Annotated in this window: 20 protein-coding genes; 7 read left to right on the top strand and 13 right to left on the bottom strand. The window is 73.3% G+C overall.

The window, feature by feature from the left end:
- The first annotated feature begins 94 nt into the window (after positions 1-94).
- On the top strand, positions 95-1,522 hold the full coding sequence (locus ACFWP2_RS28655) for an amino acid permease (RefSeq protein WP_380456635.1): 1,428 nt from the start codon (positions 95-97) through the stop codon (positions 1,520-1,522).
- A 90-nt stretch (positions 1,523-1,612) separates the two neighbouring features.
- Here the strand turns inward: ACFWP2_RS28655 and ACFWP2_RS28660 are convergent, their stop codons facing one another.
- Entirely contained in the window at positions 1,613-2,245 is a 633-nt protein-coding gene (locus tag ACFWP2_RS28660; RefSeq protein ID WP_380456637.1) for a DsbA family protein, read from the bottom strand.
- A 219-nt stretch (positions 2,246-2,464) separates the two neighbouring features.
- On the opposite strand from ACFWP2_RS28660, the gene pepN reads away from it, so the two are divergent.
- Positions 2,465-5,086 carry an aminopeptidase N gene (pepN, locus tag ACFWP2_RS28665; RefSeq protein WP_380456639.1) on the top strand — a complete coding sequence of 874 codons (2,622 nt, stop codon included), beginning with the start codon at positions 2,465-2,467 and terminating at the stop codon, positions 5,084-5,086.
- Positions 5,087-5,237: 151 nt separating this feature from the next.
- Here the strand turns inward: pepN and ACFWP2_RS28670 are convergent, their stop codons facing one another.
- The 4 genes from ACFWP2_RS28670 to ACFWP2_RS28685 all read right to left on the bottom strand — a co-directional run bounded on the left by ACFWP2_RS28670 (position 5,238) and on the right by ACFWP2_RS28685 (position 10,713).
- Positions 5,238-6,545 carry a glycoside hydrolase family 18 protein gene (locus ACFWP2_RS28670; protein WP_380456641.1) on the bottom strand — a complete coding sequence of 436 codons (1,308 nt, stop codon included), beginning with the start codon at positions 6,543-6,545 and terminating at the stop codon, positions 5,238-5,240.
- A gap of 170 nt (positions 6,546-6,715) precedes the next feature.
- A complete protein-coding gene (gene acnA / locus ACFWP2_RS28675; protein WP_380456643.1) occupies positions 6,716-9,361 on the bottom strand; it encodes an aconitate hydratase AcnA in 2,646 nt (881 codons plus the stop codon).
- A gap of 183 nt (positions 9,362-9,544) precedes the next feature.
- Entirely contained in the window at positions 9,545-9,700 is a 156-nt protein-coding gene (locus tag ACFWP2_RS28680; protein WP_380456645.1) for a hypothetical protein, read from the bottom strand.
- A complete protein-coding gene (locus ACFWP2_RS28685) occupies positions 9,697-10,713 on the bottom strand; it encodes a hypothetical protein (protein WP_380456647.1) in 1,017 nt (338 codons plus the stop codon). The genes ACFWP2_RS28680 and ACFWP2_RS28685 overlap by 4 nt, the downstream gene beginning before the upstream one ends.
- A gap of 105 nt (positions 10,714-10,818) precedes the next feature.
- Here ACFWP2_RS28685 and ACFWP2_RS28690 point away from each other — a divergent pair, with 105 nt between their 5' ends.
- From ACFWP2_RS28690 to ACFWP2_RS28700, 3 genes are all read left to right on the top strand, one after another.
- A complete protein-coding gene (locus tag ACFWP2_RS28690; protein WP_380456649.1) occupies positions 10,819-11,178 on the top strand; it encodes a hypothetical protein in 360 nt (119 codons plus the stop codon).
- A 239-nt stretch (positions 11,179-11,417) separates the two neighbouring features.
- Positions 11,418-11,819: a type II toxin-antitoxin system VapC family toxin gene (locus tag ACFWP2_RS28695; protein ID WP_380456651.1), complete on the top strand. Its 402-nt coding sequence runs from the start codon at positions 11,418-11,420 to the stop codon at positions 11,817-11,819.
- An 81-nt stretch (positions 11,820-11,900) separates the two neighbouring features.
- Positions 11,901-12,434 (top strand): superoxide dismutase family protein, encoded by a 534-nt coding sequence (locus tag ACFWP2_RS28700; protein ID WP_380456653.1) that lies wholly within the window; start codon positions 11,901-11,903, stop codon positions 12,432-12,434.
- 97 nt (positions 12,435-12,531) lie between these two features.
- On the opposite strand, the gene argF is transcribed toward ACFWP2_RS28700, so the two are convergent.
- From argF to ACFWP2_RS28715, 3 genes are all read right to left on the bottom strand, one after another.
- Positions 12,532-13,533, bottom strand: a complete 1,002-nt coding sequence (gene argF, locus ACFWP2_RS28705) for an ornithine carbamoyltransferase (protein ID WP_380456656.1) — start codon at positions 13,531-13,533, stop codon at positions 12,532-12,534.
- 163 nt (positions 13,534-13,696) lie between these two features.
- A complete protein-coding gene (locus ACFWP2_RS28710; protein WP_380456658.1) occupies positions 13,697-16,375 on the bottom strand; it encodes a polynucleotide kinase-phosphatase in 2,679 nt (892 codons plus the stop codon).
- Positions 16,372-17,997, bottom strand: a complete 1,626-nt coding sequence (locus tag ACFWP2_RS28715) for a 3' terminal RNA ribose 2'-O-methyltransferase Hen1 (RefSeq protein ID WP_380456660.1) — start codon at positions 17,995-17,997, stop codon at positions 16,372-16,374. The genes ACFWP2_RS28710 and ACFWP2_RS28715 overlap by 4 nt, the downstream gene beginning before the upstream one ends.
- A 141-nt stretch (positions 17,998-18,138) precedes the next feature.
- Here ACFWP2_RS28715 and dapD point away from each other — a divergent pair, with 141 nt between their 5' ends.
- Positions 18,139-19,143, top strand: coding sequence for a 2,3,4,5-tetrahydropyridine-2,6-dicarboxylate N-succinyltransferase (gene dapD / locus ACFWP2_RS28720; RefSeq protein ID WP_380456662.1), 1,005 nt, complete (start codon positions 18,139-18,141; stop codon positions 19,141-19,143).
- A 115-nt stretch (positions 19,144-19,258) separates the two neighbouring features.
- Here the strand turns inward: dapD and helR are convergent, their stop codons facing one another.
- Positions 19,259-21,415, bottom strand: a complete 2,157-nt coding sequence (gene helR, locus ACFWP2_RS28725) for an RNA polymerase recycling motor ATPase HelR (RefSeq protein WP_380456664.1) — start codon at positions 21,413-21,415, stop codon at positions 19,259-19,261.
- A 474-nt stretch (positions 21,416-21,889) separates the two neighbouring features.
- Here helR and ACFWP2_RS28730 point away from each other — a divergent pair, with 474 nt between their 5' ends.
- On the top strand, positions 21,890-22,126 hold the full coding sequence (locus ACFWP2_RS28730) for a hypothetical protein (RefSeq protein ID WP_380456666.1): 237 nt from the start codon (positions 21,890-21,892) through the stop codon (positions 22,124-22,126).
- On the opposite strand, the gene ACFWP2_RS28735 is transcribed toward ACFWP2_RS28730, so the two are convergent.
- From ACFWP2_RS28735 to ACFWP2_RS28750, 4 genes are all read right to left on the bottom strand, one after another.
- Entirely contained in the window at positions 22,072-22,794 is a 723-nt protein-coding gene (locus tag ACFWP2_RS28735) for a DUF6099 family protein (RefSeq protein WP_380456668.1), read from the bottom strand. The genes ACFWP2_RS28730 and ACFWP2_RS28735 overlap by 55 nt on opposite strands.
- Positions 22,795-22,968: 174 nt before the next feature.
- On the bottom strand, positions 22,969-23,367 hold the full coding sequence (locus ACFWP2_RS28740) for a nucleotide pyrophosphohydrolase (protein WP_380456697.1): 399 nt from the start codon (positions 23,365-23,367) through the stop codon (positions 22,969-22,971).
- A gap of 8 nt (positions 23,368-23,375) precedes the next feature.
- The gene (locus ACFWP2_RS28745; protein ID WP_380456670.1) at positions 23,376-24,914 is read right to left on the bottom strand and encodes an AAA family ATPase; all 1,539 of its coding nucleotides are present in this window, start codon (positions 24,912-24,914) and stop codon (positions 23,376-23,378) included.
- A gap of 135 nt (positions 24,915-25,049) precedes the next feature.
- Complete coding sequence (locus ACFWP2_RS28750) at positions 25,050-25,889, bottom strand: putative RNA methyltransferase (RefSeq protein ID WP_380456672.1); 840 nt, start codon at positions 25,887-25,889, stop codon at positions 25,050-25,052.
- Between the last annotated feature and the right edge of the window lie 4 nt (positions 25,890-25,893).

Genomic DNA, 25,893 nt, shown 5'->3' on the forward strand with positions numbered 1-25,893 from the left:
GGTGGGCCCGAATCGAACATTCTTGGCATGGACAGCGGTGCCGCCGGATATTGGACAGCTCATGTCGCATACCGCACAGTCTGGAACCACCCCTATGGCCCCCACTTCCGCCCCTACGGCGACCGGGACCCCGAACGGCACCCAGCCGGCCGCTGGTCCGGCGCCGGGTGGACAGCAGCTCTCCCACGGGCTGAAGCAGCGCCACCTGTCCATGATCGCCCTCGGTGGCGTGATCGGCGCCGGCCTCTTCGTCGGCTCCGGCGCCGGCATCGCGGCCGCCGGCCCGGCGATCATCCTGGCGTTCGCGCTCTCCGGCCTCCTGGTCATGCTGATCATGAGAATGCTCGGCGAGATGTCCGCCGCCCGCCCCGCCTCCGGCTCGTTCTCGGTGCACGCCGAGAAGGAGATCGGCCCCTGGGCCGGGATCACGGCCGGCTGGATGTACTGGGTGATGCTCTGCTGCGGCGTCGCCGCCGAGGCCACCGCCGCCGGGAAGATCGTCAACGGCTGGATACCCGGCGTCTCCGCCTGGGTCTGGGTCGGCCTGTTCATGGTCTTCTTCTGCGCCAGCAACCTCACCGCGGTGAAGAACTTCGGCGAGTTCGAGTTCTGGTTCGCCGCGATCAAGATCGCCGCGATCGTCGCCTTCCTGGTCCTCGGCGGGCTCGGCATCGCCGGCGTGATCGGCCCCGGCGCCCCCGGCACGACGAACCTCACCGGCCAGGGCGGCTTCCTGCCCAACGGCGTCGACGGGCTGATCGTCGGCCTGCTCGCCTCGGTCTTCGCGTACGGCGGTCTGGAGACCGTCACCATCGCCGCCGCCGAGTCCGAGGACCCCAAGAAGAACGTCGCCAACGCCGTGCGCACCGCGGTGTGGCGGATCGCGATCTTCTACATCGGCTCGATGGCCCTGGTGGTCACCCTGGTCTCCTGGAAGGACCCGAAGGTCGTCGCCGACGGCCCGTACGTCACCGTGCTGAGCCACCTCGGGGTGCCCTCCGCCGGAACGATCATGCAGGTGGTGGTGCTGATCGCGCTGCTGTCCGCGATGAACGCCAACATCTACGGCGCCTCCCGGATGGCGTACTCGCTGGTCGGCCGCGGCCAGGGCCCGAAGGCGCTGGCCAAGGTCAGCGGCGGGGTGCCGCGCAGAGCCGTGCTGATGTCCTGCCTGTTCGGCTTCGGCGCCGTGCTGGCGGCCAAGTTCTGGCCGGAGACCGTGTTCACCTGGCTGATGAACACCACCGGCGTGGCGATCCTGGTGGTCTGGCTGTTCATCTGCGTCGTCCAGCTGCGGATGCGCCGCCGACTGGAGCGCGAGGCGCCCGAGCTGCTCACCGTGAAGATGTGGGGCTACCCGTACCTGACCTGGGTCGCGATGGCCGCCGTGGCCGCCATCCTCGCCCTGATGACCACCACCGAGGGCAACCGCGAGCAGCTGTACGCGGCCGGCGTGCTGGTCGCGGTGCTCACCGTCGCCGGGCTGCTCAAGCAGCGCCGGGACGCCGCCGCCCTGCGCTGACCTTCCCGTCGCACGGCGAGGGCCCGGTACCGATCGGTACCGGGCCCTGCCGCGTCTCCGGGTCCTGCCGCGTCTCCGGGGCCGTCGGGACTACTCGAAGGACGGGCCGGCCGTACGGGTGCGCTTGATCTCGTAGAAGCCCGGGGTGGAGGCCACCAGCAGGGTGCCGTCCCACAGCCGGGCCGCGGCCTCGCCCTTCGGGGCGGGGGTGACCACCGGACCGAAGAAGGCCACCCGCTCGCCGTCCGCGCCCTCGACCGCGATCACCGGGGTGCCGACGTCCTCGCCGACCAGGGTGATGCCCTCCTTGTGCGAGGCGCGCAGGGCGTCGTCGTACTCCTCCGAGCCGGCCGCGTCGGCCAGCTCCGCGGGCAGGCCCGCGGCCACCAGGGCGGCCTCGATGGTCTCCCGGTTCTGCGGCAGGCCCTGGTTGTGGAAGCGCACGCCCAGCTCGGTGTAGAGCCGGCCGAGCACGTCCTGCCCGTGCTGCTCGGCGGCGGCGATGCAGACCCGCACCGCGCCCCAGGCGTTGTCCAGCAGCTCCCGGTAGTTCTCCGGGAGGTCCCGGTGCTCGTTGAGCACCGACAGGCTCATCACGTGCCAGTGCACGTCGACCGGACGCAGCTGCTGGACCTCGACCATCCAGCGGGAGGTCATCCACGCCCACGGGCAGGCCGGGTCGAACCAGAAGTCGGCGGTCTTGCGCTCAGTGGCAGTCGTCACTGGATGTGTCCTTCGTGAGGCGATCCGAGGCAGGGAGGAGTTCCACCCCCGCAACGCCAACGCCCGCCCGACACCGCTGATTCCGGCACGGACGCGGCGTCTGTGCAATGGTACTGACGGGGCGGGGCGTGAAAGGATGGCCCCGCGCGGAGACACCCCGCGCCGAACCGCACCACCCACAGGCGCACCACCGTGCGAGCCGGACAAAGGAGTACCGCCGTGCCGGGCAAGAACCTCAGCCGCGACGAGGCGCAGCAGCGGGCCAGCATCCTGACCGTGGACGGCTACCACGTCCGGCTGGACGTGACCTCGGCCCCGGACCGGGCGGCCGGCACCTTCCGCTCCACCACCACCGTCACCTTCCGCTGCTCCCAGCCCGGTGCCGGCACCTTCCTCGACCTGCTCGCCCCCGCCGTCCGCTCGGTCACCCTCAACGGCCGCGCCCTCGACCCGGCCACCGCCTACGACGGCGCCCGGGTGCACGTCGACGGCCTGGCCGTCGAGAACGTGCTGACCGTCGAGGCCGACTGCGCCTACAGCCGCACCGGCGAGGGCCTGCACCGCTTCGTCGACCCGGTGGACGGCGAGACCTACCTCTACACCCACTACGAGCCGGCCGACGCCCGCCGGGTGTTCGCGAACTTCGAGCAGCCCGACCTGAAGGCCCCGTTCACCTTCACCGTGACCGCCCCGGCCGCCTGGGACGTGTGGTCCAACGCCCCGCACGAGAACGTCACCGCGCAGGACGCCACCGAGCAGAACGGCACCGCGCAGGACACCGGCCGCACCTGGGAGTTCGCGCCGACCAAGCCGATCTCCACCTACCTCACCGCCGTCGTCGCCGGCCCGTACCACGTCGCCCGTGACCACTACCGCCGCGAGCTGGCCGACGGCACCGCGCTGGAGATCCCGCTCTCCGCGATGTGCCGCAAGTCGCTGGCCCCGTACTTCGACGCGGACGAGATCCTCGGCGTCACCAAGCTCGGACTCGACTTCTTCCACGAGCAGTTCGACTACCCGTACCCCTTCGGCAAGTACGACCAGGCCTTCGTCCCCGAGTACAACATCGGCGCGATGGAGAACCCCGGCTGCGTCACCTTCCGCGAGGAGTTCGTCTTCCGCTCGAAGGTCACCGACGCCGCGTACGAGGGCCGGGCCAACGTCATCCTGCACGAGATGGCGCACATGTGGTTCGGCGACCTCGTCACCATGCGCTGGTGGGACGACCTGTGGCTGAAGGAGTCCTTCGCCGACTTCATGGGCTCCTACGGCCTGATCGGCGCCCGCACCCGCTACTCCTCGGCCTGGGTCACCTTCGCCAACCAGCGCAAGGCCTGGGCCTACCGGCAGGACCAGTTCCCCACCACCCACCCGATCACCGCGGACATCCGGGACCTGGAGGACGCCAAGCTCAACTTCGACGGCATCACCTACGCCAAGGGCGCCTCCGTCCTCAAGCAGCTGGTGGCGTACGTCGGTTCCGAGGCCTTCTTCGAGGGCGCCCGCCGCTACTTCAAGCGCCACGCCTTCGGCAACACCGAGCTGGGCGACCTGCTGGAGGTGCTGGAGGAGACCAGCGGCCGCGACCTCAGGACCTGGGCCGCCGCCTGGCTCCAGACCTCCGGGGTCAACGCGCTCACCCCGCAGGTCACCACCGACGCCGAGGGCCGGATCACCGAGCTGGCGGTGCTCCAGGACGCCGCGGACGACCCTGCGGCTCCGTCGGGTGGGGTGCTGCGCCCGCACCGGATCGCGGTCGGCCTGTACGACCGGGACGCCGACGGCGCGCTGGTGCGCACCGCGCGGATCGAACTGGACGTCACCGGCGCCCGGACCGTCGTCGCCGAGGCGGCCGGCCTGCCCCGCCCGGCGCTGGTGCTGCTCAACGACGACGACCTGACCTACTGCAAGATCCGCTTCGACGAGGAGTCGCTGGAGAACCTGCGCGGCGGCCTCGGCGACATCCGCGACGAGCTGGCCCGGGCGCTGACCTGGTCCGCGGTCTGGAACCTCACCCGGGACGGCCTGATGCCGGCCCGCGACTACGTCGCCCTGGTGCTGCGGTTCGCCGGCCAGGAGGGCAACATCGGCGTGCTCCAGTCGCTGCACGCCCAGGCCAAGACCGCCGTCGACCTGTACGCGGACCCGGCCTGGCGCGGCGAGGGCGGCCGGCTGCTCGCCGACGGCGCCCTGCGCGAGCTGCGCGAGGCCGTCCCCGGCAGCGACCACCAGCTGGCCTGGGCCCGCTTCCTCGCCCAGACCGCGGGCGGCGCCGAGCACCTCGGCCTGGTCCGCGGTCTGCTGTCCGGCAGCGCCCGGATCGACGGCCTGGAGGTCGACCAGGACCTGCGCTGGTCGCTGTGGCTGGCGCTGGCCGCGTCCGGCCAGGCCACCGACGAGGAGCTGGACGCCGAACTGGCCGCCGACAACACCGCGAGCGGCAAGCGGCACCACACCCAGTGCCTGGCCGCCCGGCCCACCGCGGAGGCCAAGGCCGCCGCCTGGTCGGCCGTGATCGACTCGGACGAGCTGCCGAGCGCCCTGGTCGAGGCCAACACCGCGGGCTTCTCGATCCCCTCCCAGCGCGACCTGACAGCCCTCTACGCGGCGCCGTACTTCAAGCTGCTGGAGCGGGTCTGGGCCGACCGGACCATCGAGATCGCGATGCGGATCGTCGGCGGCCTCTTCCCGATCGCCCAGACCGACGAGCAGACCCTGGCCGAGGCCGACGCCTGGCTCTCCGGGCACCCGCAGGCCGCTCCGGCGCTGCGCCGCCTGGTGCTGGAGCGCCGCGACGACCTGGCCCGCGCGCTGCGGGCGCAGGCCTGCGACCGGGCCTGACGGTCGCTCCGGGTCGCTCCGGGGGCCCGCCGCGGATGTTTCCGCGGCGGGCCCCCGCGCTGTCACACGCCTCGCGTTGTCGCACACCTCGTGGTGCGGGACGCCTCGTGCTGCGGGACGCCTCGTGCGGCGGGACTGGGTGGGGAAGCCGTCAGTCGCGGCGCAGGCCGCGGTCCAGCGCGGCGATCGCGCTGCCCTGGGCGTCGTCGCCGTCCAGCGACCAGACCATCACCCCGGCCAGGTCGTTCCAACGCGTGTACCGCGCCTTCTGGGTGAGCACCTCGGCGGTGTCGTAGCTGTAGAAGGTGGTGCCGTCGTACTTCCAGGACGCGCCGTGGTCGCGGTCCAGGTAGACCTTGCCCGGCAGTGCGTTGATCTCCTGGTACGAGTGGTCGGGCGCGGCCGCGGTGGCGCTCTGGAAGAGGCCGCCGCGCTTGCCGGGGGCGACGCCGGTCCAGCCGTGGCCGTACAGCGGGGCGCCGAGGACGAGCTGCTCGGAGGGCATGCCGCGCTCCTGGTAGTGCGTCACGGAGGTGTCGGCGCTGCGCCGGCGCGGGTCCGGGTCGGTCGGGTCGGAGTACAGGTTGGCCTGGTGGTTGGCCGGACCCTTGCCCTCCCACGGGCCGTGCAGGTCGTAGGTCATGACGTTCAGCCAGTCCACCGACTCGCTGAGCAGGGGCAGTTCGAGCCGGTCGGCGACGGTCTCGTTGGCGGCCACGGCGGCGGTCAGCAGGTAGTGCTTGCCCTTCTTGCCGCTCAGGGCGTCCAGCTGGTCGCGGAACTCCTGCATCAGCAGGGTGAAGTTGCGGCCGTCCTCGGGGCGGACCACGTTGCCCGCGTCCCCGCCGCCGCCCGGGTACTCCCAGTCGATGTCGATGCCGTCGAAGACGCCCGCGGCCGCGCCCTTGCCGCCCTCCGGGGAGTCGGCCAGCACCGGCACGTCGCCCTTGACGTACAGGTCGATGCAGGAGGAGACGAACTTCTTGCGGGCCTCGTCGGTGGCGGCCGCGTCGGAGAAGTACTTGGACCAGGACCAGCCGCCCAGCGAGATGACGGTGCGCAGCTGGGGGTTCTTCGCCTTGAGCTTGCGCAGCTGGTTGAAGTGGCCCTTCAGCTTCTGGCCCGGGGCGTCGGCCACGCCGTCCACCGACTCGGCCGCGGAGAAGGAGCGCTGGTAGTCGTTGCGGGCGTCACCCTGGCCGGCCTCGTTGCTCTCGAAGCAGGTGCCCTCGGCGGAGACGTTGCCGAAGGCGTAGTTGATGACGGTGAGCTTGGCGGCCTGGCCGGACTCCTGCACCCGCTTGGCGGAGCTGTCGGCGCCCCACTGGGTGAAGTAGCCGACCCGCTGGCCCTTCAGCTTCGGGCCGTGCCGCCCGTCGGCGGCGGAGGCGGTGGCGGGGGCGGCGAGCAGCGCGGCGACGGTGGCGGCGGCGAGCAGGGCTGAGGCGCGAGTGGGCATACCGGACCTGTTCTCTGAAGCGGCGTCAAATGGTCTGGACCAGATGAGAGAGAGGTTTAGTCCATCTGCCGTTCACCGCACAAGAGGACGGGCCCGGTCGGTGCAGCATGCAAAAGGAGGGGCCGGACCGCGATGTGCGGTCCGGCCCCTCCTCAGGCCTGTGCCGGGACTCAGCCGATCAGCGAGCGCAGCACGTACTGCAGGATGCCGCCGTTGCGGTAGTAGTCCGCCTCACCGGGGGTGTCGATGCGGACGACCGCGTCGAACTCCTTGTCGCCCGCCTTGACCTTGACGGTCTTCGGGGTGCGGCCCTCGTTGAGCTCGGTCACGCCGGTGATGGAGAAGGTCTCCTCGCCGGTCAGGCCGAGGGACTCGGCGTTCTCGCCCTCGGGGAACTGCAGCGGCAGGACGCCCATGCCGATCAGGTTCGAGCGGTGGATGCGCTCGTACGACTCGGCGATGACGGCCTTGACGCCCAGCAGCGCGGTGCCCTTGGCGGCCCAGTCGCGGGACGAGCCGGAGCCGTACTCCTTGCCGGCCAGGACGACCAGCGGGATGCCGGCGGCCTGGTAGTTCTGCGAGGCGTCGTAGATGAACGACACCGGCGCGTCGGCCTGGGTGAAGTCGCGGGTGTAGCCGCCCTCGGTGCCCGGCGCGATCTGGTTGCGCAGGCGGATGTTGGCGAAGGTGCCGCGGATCATCACCTCGTGGTTGCCACGACGGGAACCGTAGGAGTTGAAGTCGCGCTTCTCGACACCGTTGGCGGTCAGGTACTGCGCCGCCGGGGTGCCCGGCTTGATGTTGCCGGCCGGGGAGATGTGGTCGGTGGTGACCGAGTCGCCCAGCTTGGCCAGGACGCGGGCGCCGGCGATGTCGGTCACCGGGCTCGGGGTCTTGGCCATGCCCTCGAAGTACGGGGGCTTGCGGACGTAGGTGGACTCGGCGTCCCACTCGAAGGTGTCGCCGGTCGGGACCGGGAGCGACTGCCAGCGGTGGTCACCGGCGAAGACGTCCTGGTAGCCCTTGTCGAACATGGCCTCGTCGATGGAGCCGGCGACGGTGTCGGCGACCTCCTGCTCGGACGGCCAGATGTCGGCGAGGAAGACGTCGTTGCCGTCGGCGTCCTGGCCCAGGGCGTCCTTGGTGATGTCGACGTTCATGTTGCCGGCGAGGGCGTAGGCGACCACCAGCGGCGGGGAGGCCAGGTAGTTCATCTTGACGTCGGGGTTGATCCGGCCCTCGAAGTTGCGGTTGCCGGAGAGCACCGAGACGACCGCCAGGTCGGACTCGTTGACGGCGGCCGAGACCTCCTCGGGCAGCGGGCCCGAGTTGCCGATGCAGGTGACGCAGCCGTAGCCGACCAGGTTGAAGCCCAGCTTCTCCATGTACGGGAGCAGGCCGGCCTTCTCGTAGTAGTCCATGACGACCTTGGAGCCGGGCGCCAGGGTGGTCTTGACCCAGGGCTTGACGTGCAGGCCCTTCTCCACGGCCTTCTTCGCCAGCAGGGCGGCGCCCAGCATGACGGAGGGGTTGGAGGTGTTGGTGCAGGAGGTGATCGAGGCGATCACGACCGCGCCGTTGTCGATCTCGTAGGACGAGCCGTCGGGGGCGGTGACGGCGGTCGGCTTCGAGGCCTCGGCGGAGTAGGTCGGCAGCGCCTCGGTGAACTTCTCGGCGGCCTCGGCCAGGATCACGCGGTCCTGCGGGCGCTTCGGGCCGGAGATCGACGGGACGACGGTGGAGACGTCCAGCTCCAGGTACTCGGAGTAGACCGGCTCGTGCGACGGGTCGTGCCAGAGACCCTGCTCCTTGGCGTACGCCTCGACCAGGGCGAGCTGCTGCTCGTCGCGGCCGGTGAGCTTCAGGTAGTTGATGGTCTCGGCGTCGATCGGGAAGATCGCGCAGGTCGAGCCGAACTCCGGCGACATGTTGCCGATGGTGGCGCGGTTGGCCAGCGGGATGGAGCCGATGCCGTCGCCGTAGAACTCGACGAACTTGCCGACCACACCGTGCTTGCGCAGCATCTCGGTGATGGTGAGCACCAGGTCGGTGGCGGTGGTGCCGGCCGGCAGCTCGCCGGTCAGCTTGAAGCCGACGACGCGCGGGATCAGCATGGAGACCGGCTGGCCGAGCATGGCGGCCTCGGCCTCGATGCCGCCGACGCCCCAGCCCAGCACGCCCAGGCCGTTGACCATGGTGGTGTGCGAGTCGGTGCCGACGCAGGTGTCCGGGTAGGCCTGGCCGCCGCGGACCATGACGGTGCGGGCCAGGTGCTCGATGTTCACCTGGTGGACGATGCCGGTGCCCGGCGGGACGACCTTGAACTCGTCGAAGGCGGTCTGGCCCCAGCGCAGGAACTGGTAGCGCTCCTTGTTGCGGCCGTACTCGATCTCGACGTTCTGGGTGAACGCGTCCTTGGTGCCGAACTTGTCGGCGATGACCGAGTGGTCGATGACCAGCTCGGCCGGGGCCAGCGGGTTGATCTTGGCCGGGTCGCCGCCCAGCTCCTTGACGGCCTCACGCATGGTGGCGAGGTCGACCACGCACGGCACACCGGTGAAGTCCTGCATGATCACGCGGGCCGGGGTGAACTGGATCTCCTGGCTCGGCTGGGCGTTCTCGTCCCAGTTGCCGAGGGCGCGGATGTGGTCGGCGGTGATGTTCGCGCCGTCCTCCGTGCGGAGCAGGTTCTCCAGCAGCACCTTGAGGCTGTACGGCAGCCGCTCGGAACCCTCGACGGCGGAGAGCTTGAAGATCTCGTACGACTCGTCGCCCACCTGCAGCGAGCTGCGGGCGTCGAAGCTGTTCGCGGACACGACTGACTCCTTCTGGGTGCTTCGTGCGGTATCCGGCCGTCACGCGGTGGTAAGGTCAGCCTTACTTAGGCTGACCTTGCCCGCATCGCCGGCGAGCGCCTCTCGGCAAGTATCTTGATGTCGAGATATATCGTAAAGGGCAGTTATCTCGATGTCGAGATAAACCATAGTGCATGCCGTGGCTCACCGGTCGTCCGGGCCGCGCCGCTTGCGCTCCAGCCTGATCAGCCAGACCGCGCCCGCCACGACGGCCGCCGCCATCAGCAACACCACCACAAGCTCACCACCGGAACCGCCGGTCGGCGAGGGGGCGATGTCGGCCAGCAGGATCGTCCTCACTCTTCCTCCTCCGTTCGCGCCCGGTTCGCTCCCGGGCCCAGAACCAGCATCAGCAGCACCGGGAACTCCAGATAGGCGTGGTAGCTCGCCAACGCGGCGTACACCGACCGGCCCTGGGCGTAGTCCACGGCGAACAACAGGGCCAGCAGCACCCCCAGGGCCGCCCCCAGCCCCCAGGCCCGCGCCCCGCGCAGGGCCGGCACCCGGGCCTCGAAGCGCTCCGCCGCCTCCGGCGCGTACCGCGGCAGGAACCAGACCCAGACCACGTAGTGCATCGACTGGAGGAAGGCGAACACCGCCAGGAAACGCAGACCCGCCTGCGGCGTCAGCAGGGCCGGCGGGGTGTACGCGGCCGCCAGCCGGTCCGTCCAGCCACCGGGACGCTGGGCGAGCAGCCCGTCCAGCAGACCGCTCAGCAGCAGGGCCGGCACCAGCAGCACCCAGACCGACTGCAGCACCAGGAACGCCGCCCGGCCCCGCGCCAGCCGGCGCGACCACTCCGCCAGGAACAGCAGCGGCACCACGTTGTGCAGATGGGCCAGCAGAACGAAGTGGTAGGCGGGGAACGCCAGCGAGGCCGCCCCGGCCACCGCCAGCAGCGCCGCGCCCGCCGACAGCAGCCGGGGGCGGCCGCGCAGCCCGTACCGGCAGGCCGCCGCCAGCAGGCCGTACGCGAGCAGGATCTCCGCCGACTGGGCGGCCCGCGAGGGCGGCAGCAGGCGGCACAGCACGATGCCGGACACCAGCGCCAGCAGCAGCCGCAGCAGCGGGCCGGTCAGCACGGTCGCGAAGCGGCCGGCCACGTAGCGCAGCTCCAGCACGTTGTGCAGCAGTCCGAAGGCGGCCAGGCCCAGCACCGCCAGGCCGGTCGGCGCCCGCAGGGCCAGCGCCAGGGCGAGGACGGCCGACAGGGCGAAGCCGGCGAACGGCGCGGCGCCCAGCCGGGCGGCCGGGCCGGGCGCGGGCCAGGCGGCGGGGCGCGTGGTCGGGTTCGTGGTCGGGCTCGTGGTCAAGGTTGGGGTCGCGCGTGTGCCCGCGCTCGGGGGCACGCTCGCGCCCGCGGTCGCGCCCGCGCTCGTGGTCGCCATGCTCCCCCTCCCCGTGGCACGATCCCCGCCGTGCGCTACCCGGTGGCCCTCGCCCTCACCCTGCTGACCGAGACACCCGTCTACACCGCCGCCCTCGTCCGCGTGGGCCGGGTCCGGCCCGGGCGGGCGGCCGCGGCCGCCGTCCTGGTCAACCTGGTGACGCACCCGCTGCTCTGGTGGACCCTCCGGCACTGGACCGACGGGCCGGCGGCAGCGTACTGGACGGGCTTCGCGCTCGGCGAAACGGCGGTCTGCGCCGTCGAGGCGCTGCTGCTGGGCCCGCTCGCCGGGCTCCGCCCGCGCGACCCGCTGCCCTGGCCGGCCGCCGCCACCGCCAACGCCACCTCGCTGCTGGCCGGGCTGCTGATCGGGCTCCGGACCGGGTTCTGACCGGGCTCCCGGTCGGGCTCCCGGTCGGGTTCCGGCCGCCGGACCGCCCCGCTCGTGGCGCGGCTTGCGGGCCCGGGCGGCCGACCGCGCGCCCAGGGCGGGAGCGCGCAGCCACCACGCCACGGGGTGCGAGGGGACGAGGGGACGAGGGGACGAGGGGGATCCCGAGGACACGCCCGAGGGCCGCCCCGGTACCGTGGCCGGTGAGTTGACGTGCGGAGACGGGCAGGGGCCGACAGATGATCGTGGTGGACGCATCCGCGCTGGTGCTGGCGCTCGCCGACCAGGGCCCGCGCGGGATCCGGGCCCGCGCGGAACTCGCCTCCGGCGGCGAGTGGGTGGCCCCCGAGCACATCGTCATCGAGGTGATGCAGTCGCTGCGCGGGCTCTACCTGGCCAAGGAGCTGACCGCCGAGCGGGTCGCCGAACTCACCGGGGAACTCGCCGCGGTGACGATCCGCAAGATCGAGGTGGCGCCGCTGCTCGGCCGGATCTGGGAGCTCAAGGACAACCTCACCCCGGACGACGCCGCGTACGTCGCGGTCGCCGAGCGGTTCGGCGTGCCGCTGGTCACCGCCGACCTGCGGCTGATGCGCGCCAGCGGGCCGCGCTGCGAGATCCGGGGGATCCGGCCGGACTGAGCCGCCACCGGCGGGTGTCCTCGGAGCCCCGGCCGCGTTAGCAGGACGACCCCCGCCCCGCACGTGGAAGGCCCCGTCCCGATGACCGCTCCGCTCGCCGCCGCCCTGCTGCCGCTGGCCCTGCTCGCCCCCGCCGCCTCGCCGGTCTCCGTCGTCGAGGCCGACTTCGACCCGGCCACCGCCTTCGTCCCGCCGGCCGCGATCAGCTACGCGGACGACCTGGTGCCGTACGGCTCGCACGTCCGGATCGTCACCGACCGCTCGCTGCCCGGGCGGACGGCGCTCACCCTGACGGCCTCCGGTCTCGCCCCCGACCACGAGTTCCCGGTGCACCTGCACACCGGCGGCTGTGGGGCCGACCCGGCCTCCTCCGGACCGCACTACCAGGACGAGGTCGACCCGGTGCAGCCGTCCACCGACCCGGCGTACGCCAACGAGCGGAACGAGCTGCGGCTGACGCTGCGCACCGACCGGCGGGGCGCCGGCCGTGCCACCACCGCGGTGGCCTGGCAGTCGCGGCCGGGCGAGGCGCGCTCGCTGGTGCTGCACGCGGGCACCCCGGTCGGCCCGCACGCGGCGGGTGACCGGGTGGCCTGCGTCAAGCTGGACGACTGAGTCGGGCGGTCGGGGAGCCGGCCGCGGCTCCGACGGCCTCCGGGGCGGTCAGGGCTGGTCATCAGGGCCGGCCATCGGAGCCGGCCCTCGGGGACGGTCAGGAGCCGAGGGTGGCGACCAGCACCGCCTTGATGGTGTGCAGCCGGTTCTCGGCCTGGTCGAACACGATGGAGTGCGCGGACTCGAACAGCTCGTCGGTGCACTCCAGCTCGGCCATGCCGGTCGCCTCGTACATCTGCCGCCCGACCACCGTGCCGAGGTCGTGGAAGGCGGGCAGGCAGTGCAGGAACCTCACGTCCGGGTTGCCGGTGGCCCGGACGGTGTCCATGGAGACCTGGTACGGCTTGAGCAGCTCGATCCGCTCGGCCCAGACCTCCTTGGGCTCGCCCATCGAGACCCAGACGTCGGTGTAGAGGAAGTCGGCGCCGGCCACGCCCTCGGCCACGTCCTCGGTCAGGGTGATCCGGGCGCCGGTCGTCCCGGCCAGGGCCTGAGCCGACTTCTGCACCTCCTCGGTCGGCCAGAGCGCGCGCGGGGCGACGATCCGGATGTCCATGCCGAGCAGGGCGCCGGTGACCAGCAGCGAGTTGCCCATGTTGGAGCGGGCGTCGCCGAGGTAGGCGAGGGCGACCTCGGACAGCGGCTTGGCGGTGTGCTCGGTGACGGTGAGCACGTCGGCCAGCATCTGGGTGGGGTGCCACTCGTCGGTCAGGCCGTTCCAGACCGGGATTCCGGCGTACTCGGCGAGCTCCTCGACGACCTCCTGGCCGTGGCCGCGGTACGCGATGCCGTCGAACATCCGGCCGAGCACCCGGGCGGTGTCCCTGATGGACTCCTTGTGGCCGATCTGCGAGCCCGTGGGGTCCAGGTAGGTGGTGGTGGCGCCCTGGTCGGCGGCAGCGACCTCGAAGGCGCAGCGGGTGCGGGTGGAGGTCTTCTCGAAGATCAGCGCGATGTTCTTGCCGCGCAGCCGGGGCTGCTCGGTGCCCGCGTACTTCGCCGCCTTGAGCGTGGCGGCGAGGTCCACCAGGAAGCGGAACTCCTGGGGCGTGAAGTCGAGCTCCTTGAGGAAGTGCCTGTTCCGGAGGTTGAAGGCCATGCCGGGCTCCTGGGGTGACGGGACTGCGGGAAAGCGGCAAGTCTATACGATGCTCGGAATTTCTATACAGAGGCGGTGCCGGAGAGGGGAGCCCACGCGGGGACTCCCCTCCTCCGGCAGCGGTTGTCACGGCCGTCACAGCCGTGACAACCCGCCTCAACCGTCACAGCCGCGGGTCGACCGGCTCCGACTCCAGCGCGAGCACCGCGAAGACCGGCTCGTGCACCCGCCACAGCGGCTCCCCCGCCGCCAGCCGGTCCAGCGCCTCCAGGCCCAGCGCGTACTCGCGCAGGGCGAGCGAGCGCTTGTGGCCCAGCGCGCGCAGGCGCAGCCGGTCGAGGTGCTCGGTGTAGTCCGGGCCGTAGATGATCCGCAGGTACTCCCGGCCGCGCACCTTCACCCCGGGCTGCACCAGGCCGCCCGGCCGCCCCTCGCCCCGCGCGGTGCGCACCAGCGAGGCCAGCGGCTTGACCACCATGCCCTCGCCGCCCGCCGCGGTCAGCTCCTCCCACCAGGCGGTGGCGGCGGCCGTCGAGGCCTCGTCCTCGGTGTCCACCAGGATCCGGCGGGTACGGTGCAGCACCGGCTCCTCGCGGTGCTCCGGGCTCTCGGTGCCGGCGTCGGGCGTGTCGGGCACGTCGGCGGCCACCAGGCGGTCGATCCAGGCCAGGTGTTCGTCGTGCGGGCGCACCGCGAGGTTCGCCCCCTCGGCCGCGAGCAGCTGGAACGGCGCGAGCCGGATGCCCGACAGGCCCTCGGTCGGCCAGCAGTAGCGCCGGTACGCCTCGGTGAACGCCCGCGCGTCGGCGGCGCGCTGCCGCTGGCGGGCGGTCAGGCCGGCCAGGTCCAGGCCGCGCCCGGCCGCCCGCTCCAGCGCGGACAGCACCTCCGGCAGGGCGGCACCCGCCGCCGCGCCGACCGCCGCGTACTGGCGGCGCAGCAACTCCACCGCCTTCAGCGACCAGGGCATCAGTTCGGCGTCCAGCAGCAGCCAGTCGGTGGCCAGCTCCTCGAACAGCCCGGAGCGCTCGGCGGCGGCCCGGACCCGGTCGAGCACCGCGCCGGTCAGCTCCTCGTCGGCGAGGAAGGCCCGGCCGGTCCGGGTCCAGATCGCGCCGGGCCCGGCCACGCCGAAGCGGCGCTCCAGCGCGGCCCCGTCCCGGGCGACCAGCAGCACCGCCCGCGAGCCCATGTGCTTCTCCTCGCAGACCAGGTGCCGCACACCGTCCGCCCGGTAGCCGAGGAAGGCCTCCTCCGGGTGCTCCAGGTAGCCGTCCCGGCGGGAGGTGGCGCTCGGCGCCATCGTCGGCGGCAGGTAGGCGAGCAGCCGCGGGTCCAGCGCGAAGCGGCTCATCACCTCCAGCGCGGCGGCCGCGTTCTCCTCCCGGACGGCCACCCGCCCGTACAGCCCGGTCTCGACGATCCGGCGCCCCGCCACGTCGGCGAGGTCCAGCGGACGGCCCTCGCGGGCGCCCGGCGCGTCGGTGATCAGCGGACGCACCGGGGCGTACCACTCGCGCTCGGCCTCGACGCTCACCAGCTCGCGTTCCGGGTAGCGCAGCGCGGTCAGACTGCCGCCGAAGACGCAGCCGGTGTCCAGGCAGACGGTGTTGTTGACGAAGCTCGCGGCCGGCACCGGGGTGTGGCCGTAGACCACCAGCGCCCGGCCCCGGTACTCCTCCGCCCACGGGTAGCGCACCGGCAGGCCGTACTCGTCGGTCTCGCCGGTGGTGTCCCCGTACAGCGCGTGCGAGCGGACCCGGCCGGAGTTGCGGCCGTGGTACCGCTCCGGCAGGCCGGCGTGGCAGACCACCAGGGCGCCGCCGTCCAGCAGGTAGTGGCTGACCAGGCCGCGCATGAAGGCGCGGGCCTCGGCCCGGAACTCCTCGCTCTCCCCGGCCAGCTGGTCCAGCGACTCCTGGAGGCCGTGGGCGACGTTGACCTTCTTGCCATCCATCGCCCGGCCGAGCTTGTTCTCGTGGTTGCCCGGCACGCAGAGCGCGTGGCCGGCCGCCACCATGCCCATCACCAGGCGCAGCACGCCCGGGGTGTCGGGACCGCGGTCGACCAGGTCGCCGACGAACACGGCGGTGCGGCCCGCGGGGTGCGCGGCGTCCACCGGGCGGCCCTCGGCGTCCCGGGTGAGGGTGTAGCCGAGCCGGGTCAGCAGGGTCTCCAGCTCGGAGCGGCAGCCGTGGATGTCCCCGACGATGTCGAACGGGCCGGTGAGGTGGCGCAGGTCGTTGTAGCGCTTCTCCAGCTCGATCCCGGCCGTCGCCACCTCGGCCTCGCCGCGCAGGACGTGCACCTTGCGGAACCCCTCGCGCTCCAGGCCCCGGAGGGAGCGGCGCAGCTCGCGGTGCTGGCGGGGGATCACGTGGGCCGGCAGCCGGCGGTCCGGGCGGGAGCGGTTGCGCTCGGCACACACCCCCGGCGGGACGTCCAGGACGATCGCGATCGGCAGCACGTCGTGCTCGCGGGCGATCGCGACCAGCTGACGGCGGGCCTCGGGCTGCACGTTGGTGGCGTCCACGACGGTCAGCCGGCCGGCCGCCAGGCGCTTGCCGACGATGTAGTGCAGGAGGTCGAAGGCCTCGGCGGAGGCGGACTGGTCGTTCTCGTCGTCGGCGACCAGACCGCGGCAGAAGTCGGAGGAGACCACCTGGGTGGGCAGGAAGTGGCGGCGGGCGAAGGTGGACTTGCCCGCACCGCTGGTGCCGATCAGGACGACGAGGGAGACGTCGGTGACGGGGAGGCGGCGGGGGGTGGTGCTCTCCGCGTGGTCCTGGTCCTGGTGCTGGTCGTCGCCAGGGGTGGGGGTGTCGGTCGGGTCATCGGTCATCGAGGCTCGCCTCCTTCGGGCGTCGTGGTCGTGGCGGGCGCCGGCGCCGGCGTCGTCTCGGGCGCGGTGGTCGTGGTGGGTGCGGTGGTCGCGGTGGTCGCGGTGGTCGCGGTGAACAGGGCCAGCTGGGTCGGGGCGCCGACCTCCTCGTCGTCCGGGCCGACCGGACGCAGCTCCACGGTGTAGCCGTACGCGGCGGCGACCTTCCCGGCCCAGGCGCGGAACTCGGCCCGGGACCACTCGAAGCGGTGGTCGGCGTGCCGGACGGCGCCCGCCGGCAGGGTCTCCCAGCGGACGTTGTACTCGGCGTTCGGCGTGGTGACCACGACCGTCCTCGGCCGGGCGGCGCCGAACACCGCGTACTCCAGCGCGGGCAGCCGCGGCAGGTCCAGGTGCTCGATCACCTCGCACAGCACCGCCGCATCGAAGCCCTTGAGCCGGGCGTCGGTGTAGGTGAGCGCCCCCTGGGCCAGGGTCACCCGGGCCGCCTGACGCTCCGACAACCGCTCCAGGCCCAGCTTGCGACTCGCCGCCCGCAGCGCCCGGGCGGAGACGTCCACGCCGAGGATCCCGGTGAACCGGGCGTCCTTGAGCAGCTCGCCGATCAACTCGCCCTGGCCGCAGCCGAGATCGGCGACCCGGGCGGCGCCGCTCTCGCGCAGCGCGGCGAGGATCGCGGCTCGGCGCCGCTCGGCGAGGGAGGGCTGCCTGGGCTCCGACCTCTCCCCGGCCTCGTCACTGACCTCGTCCCTGGCCGCGCCCCCGGCCTCGTCCTCGTCCTCGGGCCGGTCGTCGACCGCGTTGTCGATCTCCTCGACCTCGCGGTCGTCGGCCTCCGCCAGTCGGGCCAGCTCCAGGCGCTCCATCGCGGCCCGGGTCAGCGACCAGCGCCGGGCCAGGTAGCGGCGGGTGATCAGCGCGCGCTCCGGGTGGGCCGCCAACCAGCCCTGACCGGCGGCGAGCAGCTTGTCCACCTCGTCCGGGGCGACCCAGTAGTGCTTGGCGCCGTCCAGCACCGGCAGCAGCACGTACAGCTGCTGGAGCGCGTCGGCGAGCCGTACCGTCCCGGAGGAGAGCGCGATCCGCACGTAGCGGGACTCGCCCCACTCGGGGAACGACTCGTCCAGCGGGATCGCCGTCGCCTCGACCTGCCAGCCCAGCGGTTCGAACAGCCGGACCACCAGGGCCGGGCCGCCGCCGTCACCCGCACCGTTGGCGGGCACGGCGGGCAGTTCGATCCGCAGCGGGCGGGCCCGCCCGGGCAGTTCGGGGCGGGCCGGGCAGTCACCCTTCATCGCGGACCGGAACACCGTCCGCAGCGCCACCGCGAGCAGCGAGGACGCGGCGTACGGGCGGTCGTTGACGTACTGGGAGAGCGCGAAATCGGGCGAGCCGCCGCGCCCCCTGCCGTCGCCCCGGCCCTTGCGGACCAGTGCGATCGGGTCGATGTCCAGCAGCAGCGCCGCCGTGCAGACCTCGTCCCCCGCTTCGGGGTAGAAGACGTGGGCCTCGCCGTGCGACGTGGTGAACCGCTGGACCTTGTCGGGATGCTTGTGCAGCAGGAACCCGAGGTCCGTGGCCGGGTCCGCGGCGCTGCCGGTGGTGGAGATCGACATGAACACCCGCTGAAGTATCGCCCAGCGCCGGGGCGGCGAGCACCGGGTTTTCCCGCCCCTCGGGCCGCCGACCAGCACGTCCGACCGGCGCGTCCGCCCGGTGGGCGTGTTCGGCACCGGGGCTCCGCATTGGTTAACGTGCACGGTGTGACTGCTGAATCCACCTCGCTCGAATCCACCTCCGCGGCGAACGGCGCCGTGGCCGCCGGTCTGGCCACCATCGCCGCCGACGGCACCGTCCTCGACACCTGGTTCCCCGCCCCCGTGCTGACGGCCGAGCCCGGCCCGGCCGGCACCGTCCGCCTGACCGCCGAGCAGGCCGAGGCCGAGCTCGGCGCCGGTGCGGCCGAGGCGCTGCGCGCCGACGCGCGCCGTGGCGTCGAGGTGGTCGCCGTGCGCACCACCATCGCCTCGCTGGACGAGAAGCCGCTCGACACCCACGACGTGTACCTGCGCCTGCACCTGCTCAGCCACCGTCTGGTGAAGCCGCACGGCCAGAACCTGGACGGCGTCTTCGGCCTGCTGGCCAACGTCGCGTGGACCAGCATCGGCCCCGTCCCGGTGGACAAGGTCGAGCAGGCCCGCCTGGCCGTGCGCGCCCAGGGCGGCCAGTTGGCCGTGTACGGGATCGACAAGTTCCCGCGGATGACCGACTACGTCGCCCCGACCGGTGTGCGCATCGCCCACGCCGACCGCGTCCGGCTCGGCGCGCACCTGGCCGTCGGCACCACCGTGATGCACGAGGGCTTCGTCAACTTCAACGCCGGCACCCTGGGCACCTCCATGGTCGAGGGCCGGATCAGCGCGGGCGTCGTCGTCGGCGACCACAGCGACATCGGCGGCGGCGCCTCGATCATGGGCACCCTGTCCGGCGGCGGCAAGCAGGTCGTCTCGGTCGGAGAGCGCTGCCTGCTCGGCGCCAACGCGGGCATCGGCATCTCGCTCGGCAGCGACTGCGTGGTCGAGGCCGGCCTGTACGTGACCGCCGGCACCCGGGTCACCACCCCGGACGGCACGGTGGCCAAGGCCGTCGAGCTGTCCGGCCAGGACAACCTGCTGTTCCGCCGCAACTCGCAGAGCGGAGCGGTCGAGGTCATCGCCCGTTCCGGCTCCTGGGGCGGCCTGAACGCCGACCTGCACGCCCACAACTGACCTGCGGGCAGTGACTGCCGGGGTCCGGCGCCGAGCGGCGCCGGGCCCCTTTCGCCATCCGGTCCCTTCTTCCGCGTCCCACTCCCCGATCCCCGATCCGTTCGCCGCCGCCTCCTCAGGCGCTCCTGAGGACCACCAGCCGCTGGGTCGCCCTGGTCATCGCGACGTAGCGGTCGACCGCTCCCTCGACGCCCCCGCCGAACGCCTCCGGATCGACCAGGACGACCAGGTCGAACTCGAGCCCCTTGGACAGCTCCGGGGTCAGCGACCGGACCCGCGGCCGTGCCTCGAAACCGGGCAGGCCGATCACACAGGCGATCCCCTCGGCGTGCTCGGCCAGCCAGCCGTCCAGGACGGCGTCCAGCTCCGCCGGCGACCCGTGCACGACGGGGATTCCGCTGCTGCGGACGGAGGTCGGCACGTTGGCGTCCGGCAGTGCGGCCCGGATCGCGGGCTCGGCCTCGGCCATGACCTCCTCCGGCGTCCGGTAGTTGATGCTCAGCGAGGCCACCGTCGTCCGGTCGAGCCCGATCCGCTCCAGCCGCTCCTGCCAGGACTCCGTGAAGCCGTGCCTGGCCTGGGCCCGGTCCCCGACGACGGTGAAGCTCCGGGACGGGCAGCGCAGCAGCAGCATCTGCCACTCCGCGTCGGTCAGCTCCTGGGCCTCGTCCACCACGATGTGTGCGAACGGCCCGGCGAGCGGCTCCGGGTCGGCGACGGGCAGGGCCGTCTCGTCGACCAGGGTGTCCTGGAGGTCGCGCCCGCGCAGCATCGTCACCGCGCCCTCGCCGTCGTCGTCGGCCTGTAGCAGGTCACCGATGACGTCGGCCATCCGAGCGCGCTCGGCGGCGGCCGCGGCCTCCCGCCGGCGCCGGCGCCGGTCCGCCTCCGGATCGCCAAGCCGCTGCCGGGCCGCGTCCAGGAGCGGCAGGTCGGACACCGTCCAGGCCTGGGGCGCGTCCTTGCGCTGGAGCCTGCGGACCTCCTCGGGTGCGAGCCAGGGCGCGCACATCCGCAGGTAGGCGGGCACCGACCAGAGGTCTCCGACCAGGTCGGCCGCGTCGAGCAGCGGCCAGGCCCGGTTGAGCGTCTCGACCAGCTCGCGGTCCTGCCGCAGCGACCGGCGGAACAGCTCGGGCGAGACCCCCTCGTCCTCGTCCAGCTTGTCCATCAGGATCGTGGCCAGCTCCTCCCAGATCTGCTCGCGGGCCTCGTTGTGCGGGGTGCCCGGGTCCGGCGCGTCGAACGCGTCGGACCAGTCCTCGGCACTCAGCCGGAGGTCGGCCCAGTGGGTGGTGACCTCCATCCCCTCGGTGGGCGGCTCCTCGTAGAACCGGACGGCCGTCTCGATCGCCTTCACCATGTCGACCGAGGACTTCAGCCGGGCCACCTCCGCGTCGGCCTCCACCCCGGCCTTCGCGCCTTCGGCGACGAGGTCCCGCACGGTGCAGGTGCGCACCCCTTCCTCCCCGAGGCTCGGCAGGACGTCGGCGACGTAGGCCAGGTAGGGCTGGTGCGGGCCGACGAACAGCACGCCGCCGCGCCGGTGGCCGAGCCGGGGGTCGGAGTAGAGCAGGTACGCGGAGCGGTGCAGGGCGACGACCGTCTTGCCGGTGCCCGGGCCGCCGTCGACCACCAGGGCGCCCCGGGACCCGGCCCGGATGACGGCGTCCTGGTCGGCCTGGATGGTGGCCAGCACGTCCCGCATCCGGGCCGACCGGCCGCTGCCCAGGCTCGCGATGAACGCGGACTGGTCGTCCAGCGCGGCGTGTCCCTCCAGGGCCTCGGCGGCGAACACCTCGTCCCAGTAGTCGGCGATCCGGCCCCCGGTCCAGCGGTACCGGCGCCGGCTCACCAGGCCCATCGGATCGGCGTGGGTGGCCGCGAAGAACGGCTCGGCCGCGGGCGAGCGCCAGTCGACCAGCAGCCGGCGCCCCTCGCTGTCGGTGAGGCCGAGCCGCCCGATGTACACCGGCTCCGGGTCGTCCGCGAGGACCACCCGCCCGAGGCACAGGTCCAGGCCGAAGCGGCGCAGGGCGCGCAGCCGCCCCGTCAGCCTGTGCACCTCGATGTCCCGGTCCATCGCCTCCCGGCCGAGGCCGCCCGGCGCGCGGCGCAGCGCGTCGAGGCGGCCGGACAGTTCGGCGACCGACTCCTCCAGGCTCTCCGCGACGGCCGCGAAGTGCCGCTCGTCCTCGCCGATCAGTGCCGGGTCGGCCTTGGCGACGAGGCGGGCGGGAAGGTCGAACGCACTGGTGGCGCGGCTGTTCATGGCATCAGCTCCGATCTGAGGCCTGCGATTGTGCGCCACCACGGGGGCCTTGCCGCAAGACCCCCCGTGCGCTATACGTTGAGAGTGGCAAGGGGTGGGTTCTCCCCCTTCGACCTCCTCCCTCTCCTCTCCGGTCGTGCTCGAGCACGCTCTGCTCCGCCCCGCCGATCGCGCACCGTTCCGCGACGCCCGGGGCCGCTCCGCAACGCCCGGGGCCGTTCCGCGACGCCCGGGGCCGTTCCGCGCCTAGCCGAGGCGGTGCCGCCACGGCAACCCCGGCTCACCCGGGAGGCTTACCACGCAGCCGAGTTGGACCGCATCGAGTGGTGTCCGGGTGACGGCGTCCGGGGCGGTTCGTTGAGTGCAACGGCGGGGGTGGGTGCCCCGGTGGCGGGCGACTGCCGCCTCCCGCCGTGCGGTCCGAGCCACCGTCGGCCGCCCCACACCGCACCACCGATCCGAAGAGGTCCCGTCATGTCCGAACCATCTGCCACGCCGCAGCTCCCGAGCGGCCCGTCGGGCTCGGCCGACGGCACCTCGGCCGGACCCGCCACCCCCAAGAGCCTGCTGGAGCAGATGCAGGAACTGCTCGCCTCCGTCACCGCGGACCTCGCCGAACTCCAGGGCTCCGTCCCCGGAAGCGCCGGCTCCACCGCCTATCCGACCGGCACGGACACCTCCGACCCCTCGGACACGCCGGGCATCCGGTAGCCCGCCACCGGTTCCTCCTCGGCCGGCCCGCCCTCCCCGGGCGGGCCGCCGTTCGGCGGGCCGCCGCCGGAGGGCGAGCCACTGCCGCTCGCCGCCCCGCGACCGCCCGACGGATCCGCTTCGCCCGGCGGGCCGAGCCGGACCACCAGTAACGGCGCCCCGCCGCCGACCTGCTCCCGTTCCCGCTCGGCCCCGCCGAGCGCCGCGGGCTGGGCTTCCCCGGCCCGGACCGCCGCCTCACGCAGCCGTGCGGTCAGGTCCTTGCACTCCGACACCGCGTCCACGCCGTCGATGCACGTCCAGTAGAGGCTCTCGGTGTCCGCCCCGCAGGCCAGCACCACCAGCGTCTCGCCGACCTCCTGGAGCAACCCGTCCAGCGCCCCCAGGGCCGGGGCCAAGTCCCCCAGGTCGGTGAGCCGCGCGGCCCGGCCACCGCTCACCAGGGCGGCCCGGACGACGGAGCGGTCCAGGCAGACCGCCGCGTGCGCCCCGGCCTCGGACAGTTGCTGCCCCAGCCCGGTGAGCTCCTCGTCCTCCGACTCCGCCAGCCTGGCGCCCACCGCCTCGGTGAGCAGCGCGGCCTGCCGCGCCTCGGCCAGCACGTCCGGTACGTGCCTGGCCTCGGCCAGGGCGTGCCGGGCCGTCTTGATCAGTCGCAGCGCCTCCATGGCCACCGCTCCCCTCGCTCGCTCGCTCGCTGTCGCCGTCGACCCGGCCGCCGGAAGGGGCGGTCCGAGTGGCAACGGCTGGTCACGGCGAAAGCGTGCGAGGAAGCGCGCGGACGCGCATCCACGATGTCAGAAGCTGTGGATAAGTCGGGGGTTGTGGATAACTTCCATCCCTCACAAGGGTTGGTCGTCCACGTCCGAGTTGACGCCGACCCCGTTCTCACCGGCGTCGACCGCGTCCATCGGCACCGGGAAGCGGAGCTCGTTCCGCTCGATCTTGGCCGCCAGGGCCTCCAGCGGATCCACCCCCACCGCCGTGCAGAACTGCAGCAGGTACGCCAGCACGTCCGCGACCTCGTCGTGCACCCGGTGCGCGCGCTCCGGGTCGGACATCACCGCGTCGGCCTGCTCGGGCGTCAGCCACTGGAAGATCTCCAGCAGCTCCCCCGCCTCCACGCTCAGCGCCGCCGCCAGGTTCTTCGGGGTGTGGAAGGGCTCCCACCGCCGGGCCGCCGCGAAGTGCACCAGTCGCTGCCGCAAGGCCTCCACGGTGGGCTCCGCCGGCCCCGTCACTCGTTCGCTCACCCCTCCAGGTCTACCGCATCCCGGCCCGCCGTCCCACCGCCCGCCGGGAACGCGCCGCCGCCCGCCGGGGATCCGGCCGGCCCCTCCGAAGCCGCCGACGGCTCCACCGGCCCCTGCGCCGACCCCTGCGCCGACCGGCCCGCGCCCACCCCCGCACCCCGGTCAGCGCCGCCGGCCCCGCCCTCCGCCTCCCCGACCGCTTCCCCGGCCGCTTCCCCGGCGGCCTCCCCGTGCCCGCCCTGGGCCGGCACCCGCGCCGTCTCCGGCCGCAGCACCGTGAACCCCGAGTCGGGATCCCGCCGGCACTCCACCAGCACCACCCCGCCCCCGGGCGCGCCGCCCAGCACCTCCCGCGCCGCCGCCGGCTCCTGAAGGGCCGCGACCACCCGCAGCTGGCTGCGCTCCGCCATGTCCCGGGCCAGCCTCAGCAGCGTGGCGGTCTGCTCGACGGAGAGCCCGGAACCCAGGTCCTCGGCCAGCACGGTGAGCTGCCGGTGTGCCCAGGGCACCTCGGCGGCCACGTCGAGGTCCAGGACCCCGGCCCCGGTCAGCAGCACCGCGGCGAAGGCGAGGTGGCGCAGCATGCCGTCGGAGGCCTGGTCGGCCCCGGTGCGCCCGAGGACGCCCTCGTCGAAGACGGCGAGGACCCGCCGCACGCCCGCGCTCTCCCGCTCGGCCAGGGTGAGTCCGAGCAGCGGGTGCGGTGCGGCGGACTGCACGGCGCGCAACAGCTGCCCGTACCGGCGCGGGCACTCGTTGCTCAGCCGGGCGACGACGGCGGAGATGTTGGCGGCGTTGCTGCGCAGCCGGGCCTGCGGGTCGGCCCGGGCCCAGCCGCGCATCAGTGCGGGGACGGGGTGCAGCGGGAAGACCTCGCGCAGCGCCGTGAGCAGGTCCTCGGTGGCGGCGAGGACGAGGCACTCACCGGCCGACGAACCCGCGACCCGCAGCGGCAGCTGCGCGGTGATCATCGCGCCGCTGGGGAACGGCGCCCGGATGTCGCCCTGACGGGTGTCGTTGTGCCAGCAGACGTTGACCCGCCGGTTGCGGACGTCCTGCTCGCCGGTGTCCATCAGGGTCCGGCCGTCGAGGGTGAGCGACTCCCGGGCGATCCGGACCGGGCCGTCGGTGCGGACCACCACGTCGAGCCGGATCAGGCCGTGCGGCGAGCGGACGGTGCAGCCGAGGATGATCGCGTCCCGCCCGTGCGGCACGCACCCGTCCAGGCCGCCGCGGACGGGCTCGGCGAGCGGGCCGGTGCGCCCGGGCAGCCCGTCCAGCGAGTCGGCGATCTCCTCGCCGAGGGCGAGCCGGGACAGCACGGCCAGCGCGTCGAGGGCGTTGGACTTGCCGACGCCGGCGGGCCCGTGCAGCACGGTGAGGGGCGCGAGCGGCAGCACCGCACGCCGATAGGACTTGAACGAGGTGAGCCGGAGCTCCTCGACGGTGGGGCGCGGCACGGGCGGCCGGTCGGGCCGCGCGGCGCCCGCTCGGAGGTGGGACGGCCCTGCGGGCCTGGTGGCGTCGCGGTTCACCCGTCGGACGTTAGCCGCAGGCAGAACGGCAGAAACGTGCCTGCGCGCCAGATTCATCCCAACGTGGCGGTTTCACCCCGACGCCGTGCCCGGCATCACCCCGCCGTGACGCCCGGCGTCATCCCGCCGTGGCGCTCAGCGCCGGTACGCGGCCACCGTGACCGAGGCCGTCACCTCGACCGGATCCGGCAACTCCGCGAGCGTGGCGCCGAGCCGCTCCGGGTCGGTGTGCCAGGCGCTCGGCCCCATGCCGACGACGGTGCGCACGTCCTGCGGGCCGAGCCGCAGGGTGAACTCGACCTCCCGCCGCCCCACGGGCTCCAGGTGCGGCCCGAGCTTCTCGTCGATCCGCCGCTGCTTCTCCTCGTCCACCGACAACAGGCCCAGCGCGTCCACGAGTTCGCGCAGGTGGCGGGCGGTCGGCGAGACCAGCAGCAGGGTGCCGCCGGGGCGCAGCACCCGGCGGATCTCGGGGCCGTTGCGCGGGGCGAACACGTTGAGCATCAGCTCGGCCGAGGCGTCCCGCAGCGGCAGCGGACGCCAGGCGTCGCAGACCACGGCGCCGATCCGGGGGTGTGCCCTGGCGGCGCGGCGCAGCGCGAACTTGGAGATGTCCAGGGCCGCGCCGACCGTGCCGGGCAGGGCGTCCAGGACGTGCGCCAGGTAGTGGCCGGTGCCGGCGCCGAGGTCGGCGACCAGGCCGTCGGACTCACCGGCGACGACGGCGGAGGCCTCCCGCGCCAACGCCTCGGCGATCGGCCGGTAGTGCCCGGCGGCGAGGAAGTCCGCGCGGGCCGCGACCATCTCGGCGGTGTCCCCGGTGCCGGTGTGGGCGTCGCCGGCGAGGAGGCTGACGTAGCCCTGCTTGGCGAGGTCGAAGCTGTGCCCGGCCGGGCAGCGCAGGCTGCGGTCGTGCCGGGTGAGGGCCTGCGCGCAGTGCGGGCAGGCCAGGTAGCGCTCGATGTCCTGGAGCAAGGTT

Source organism: Kitasatospora sp. NPDC058444 (genome assembly GCF_042721415.1).
Classification (GTDB): domain Bacteria; phylum Actinomycetota; class Actinomycetes; order Streptomycetales; family Streptomycetaceae; genus Kitasatospora.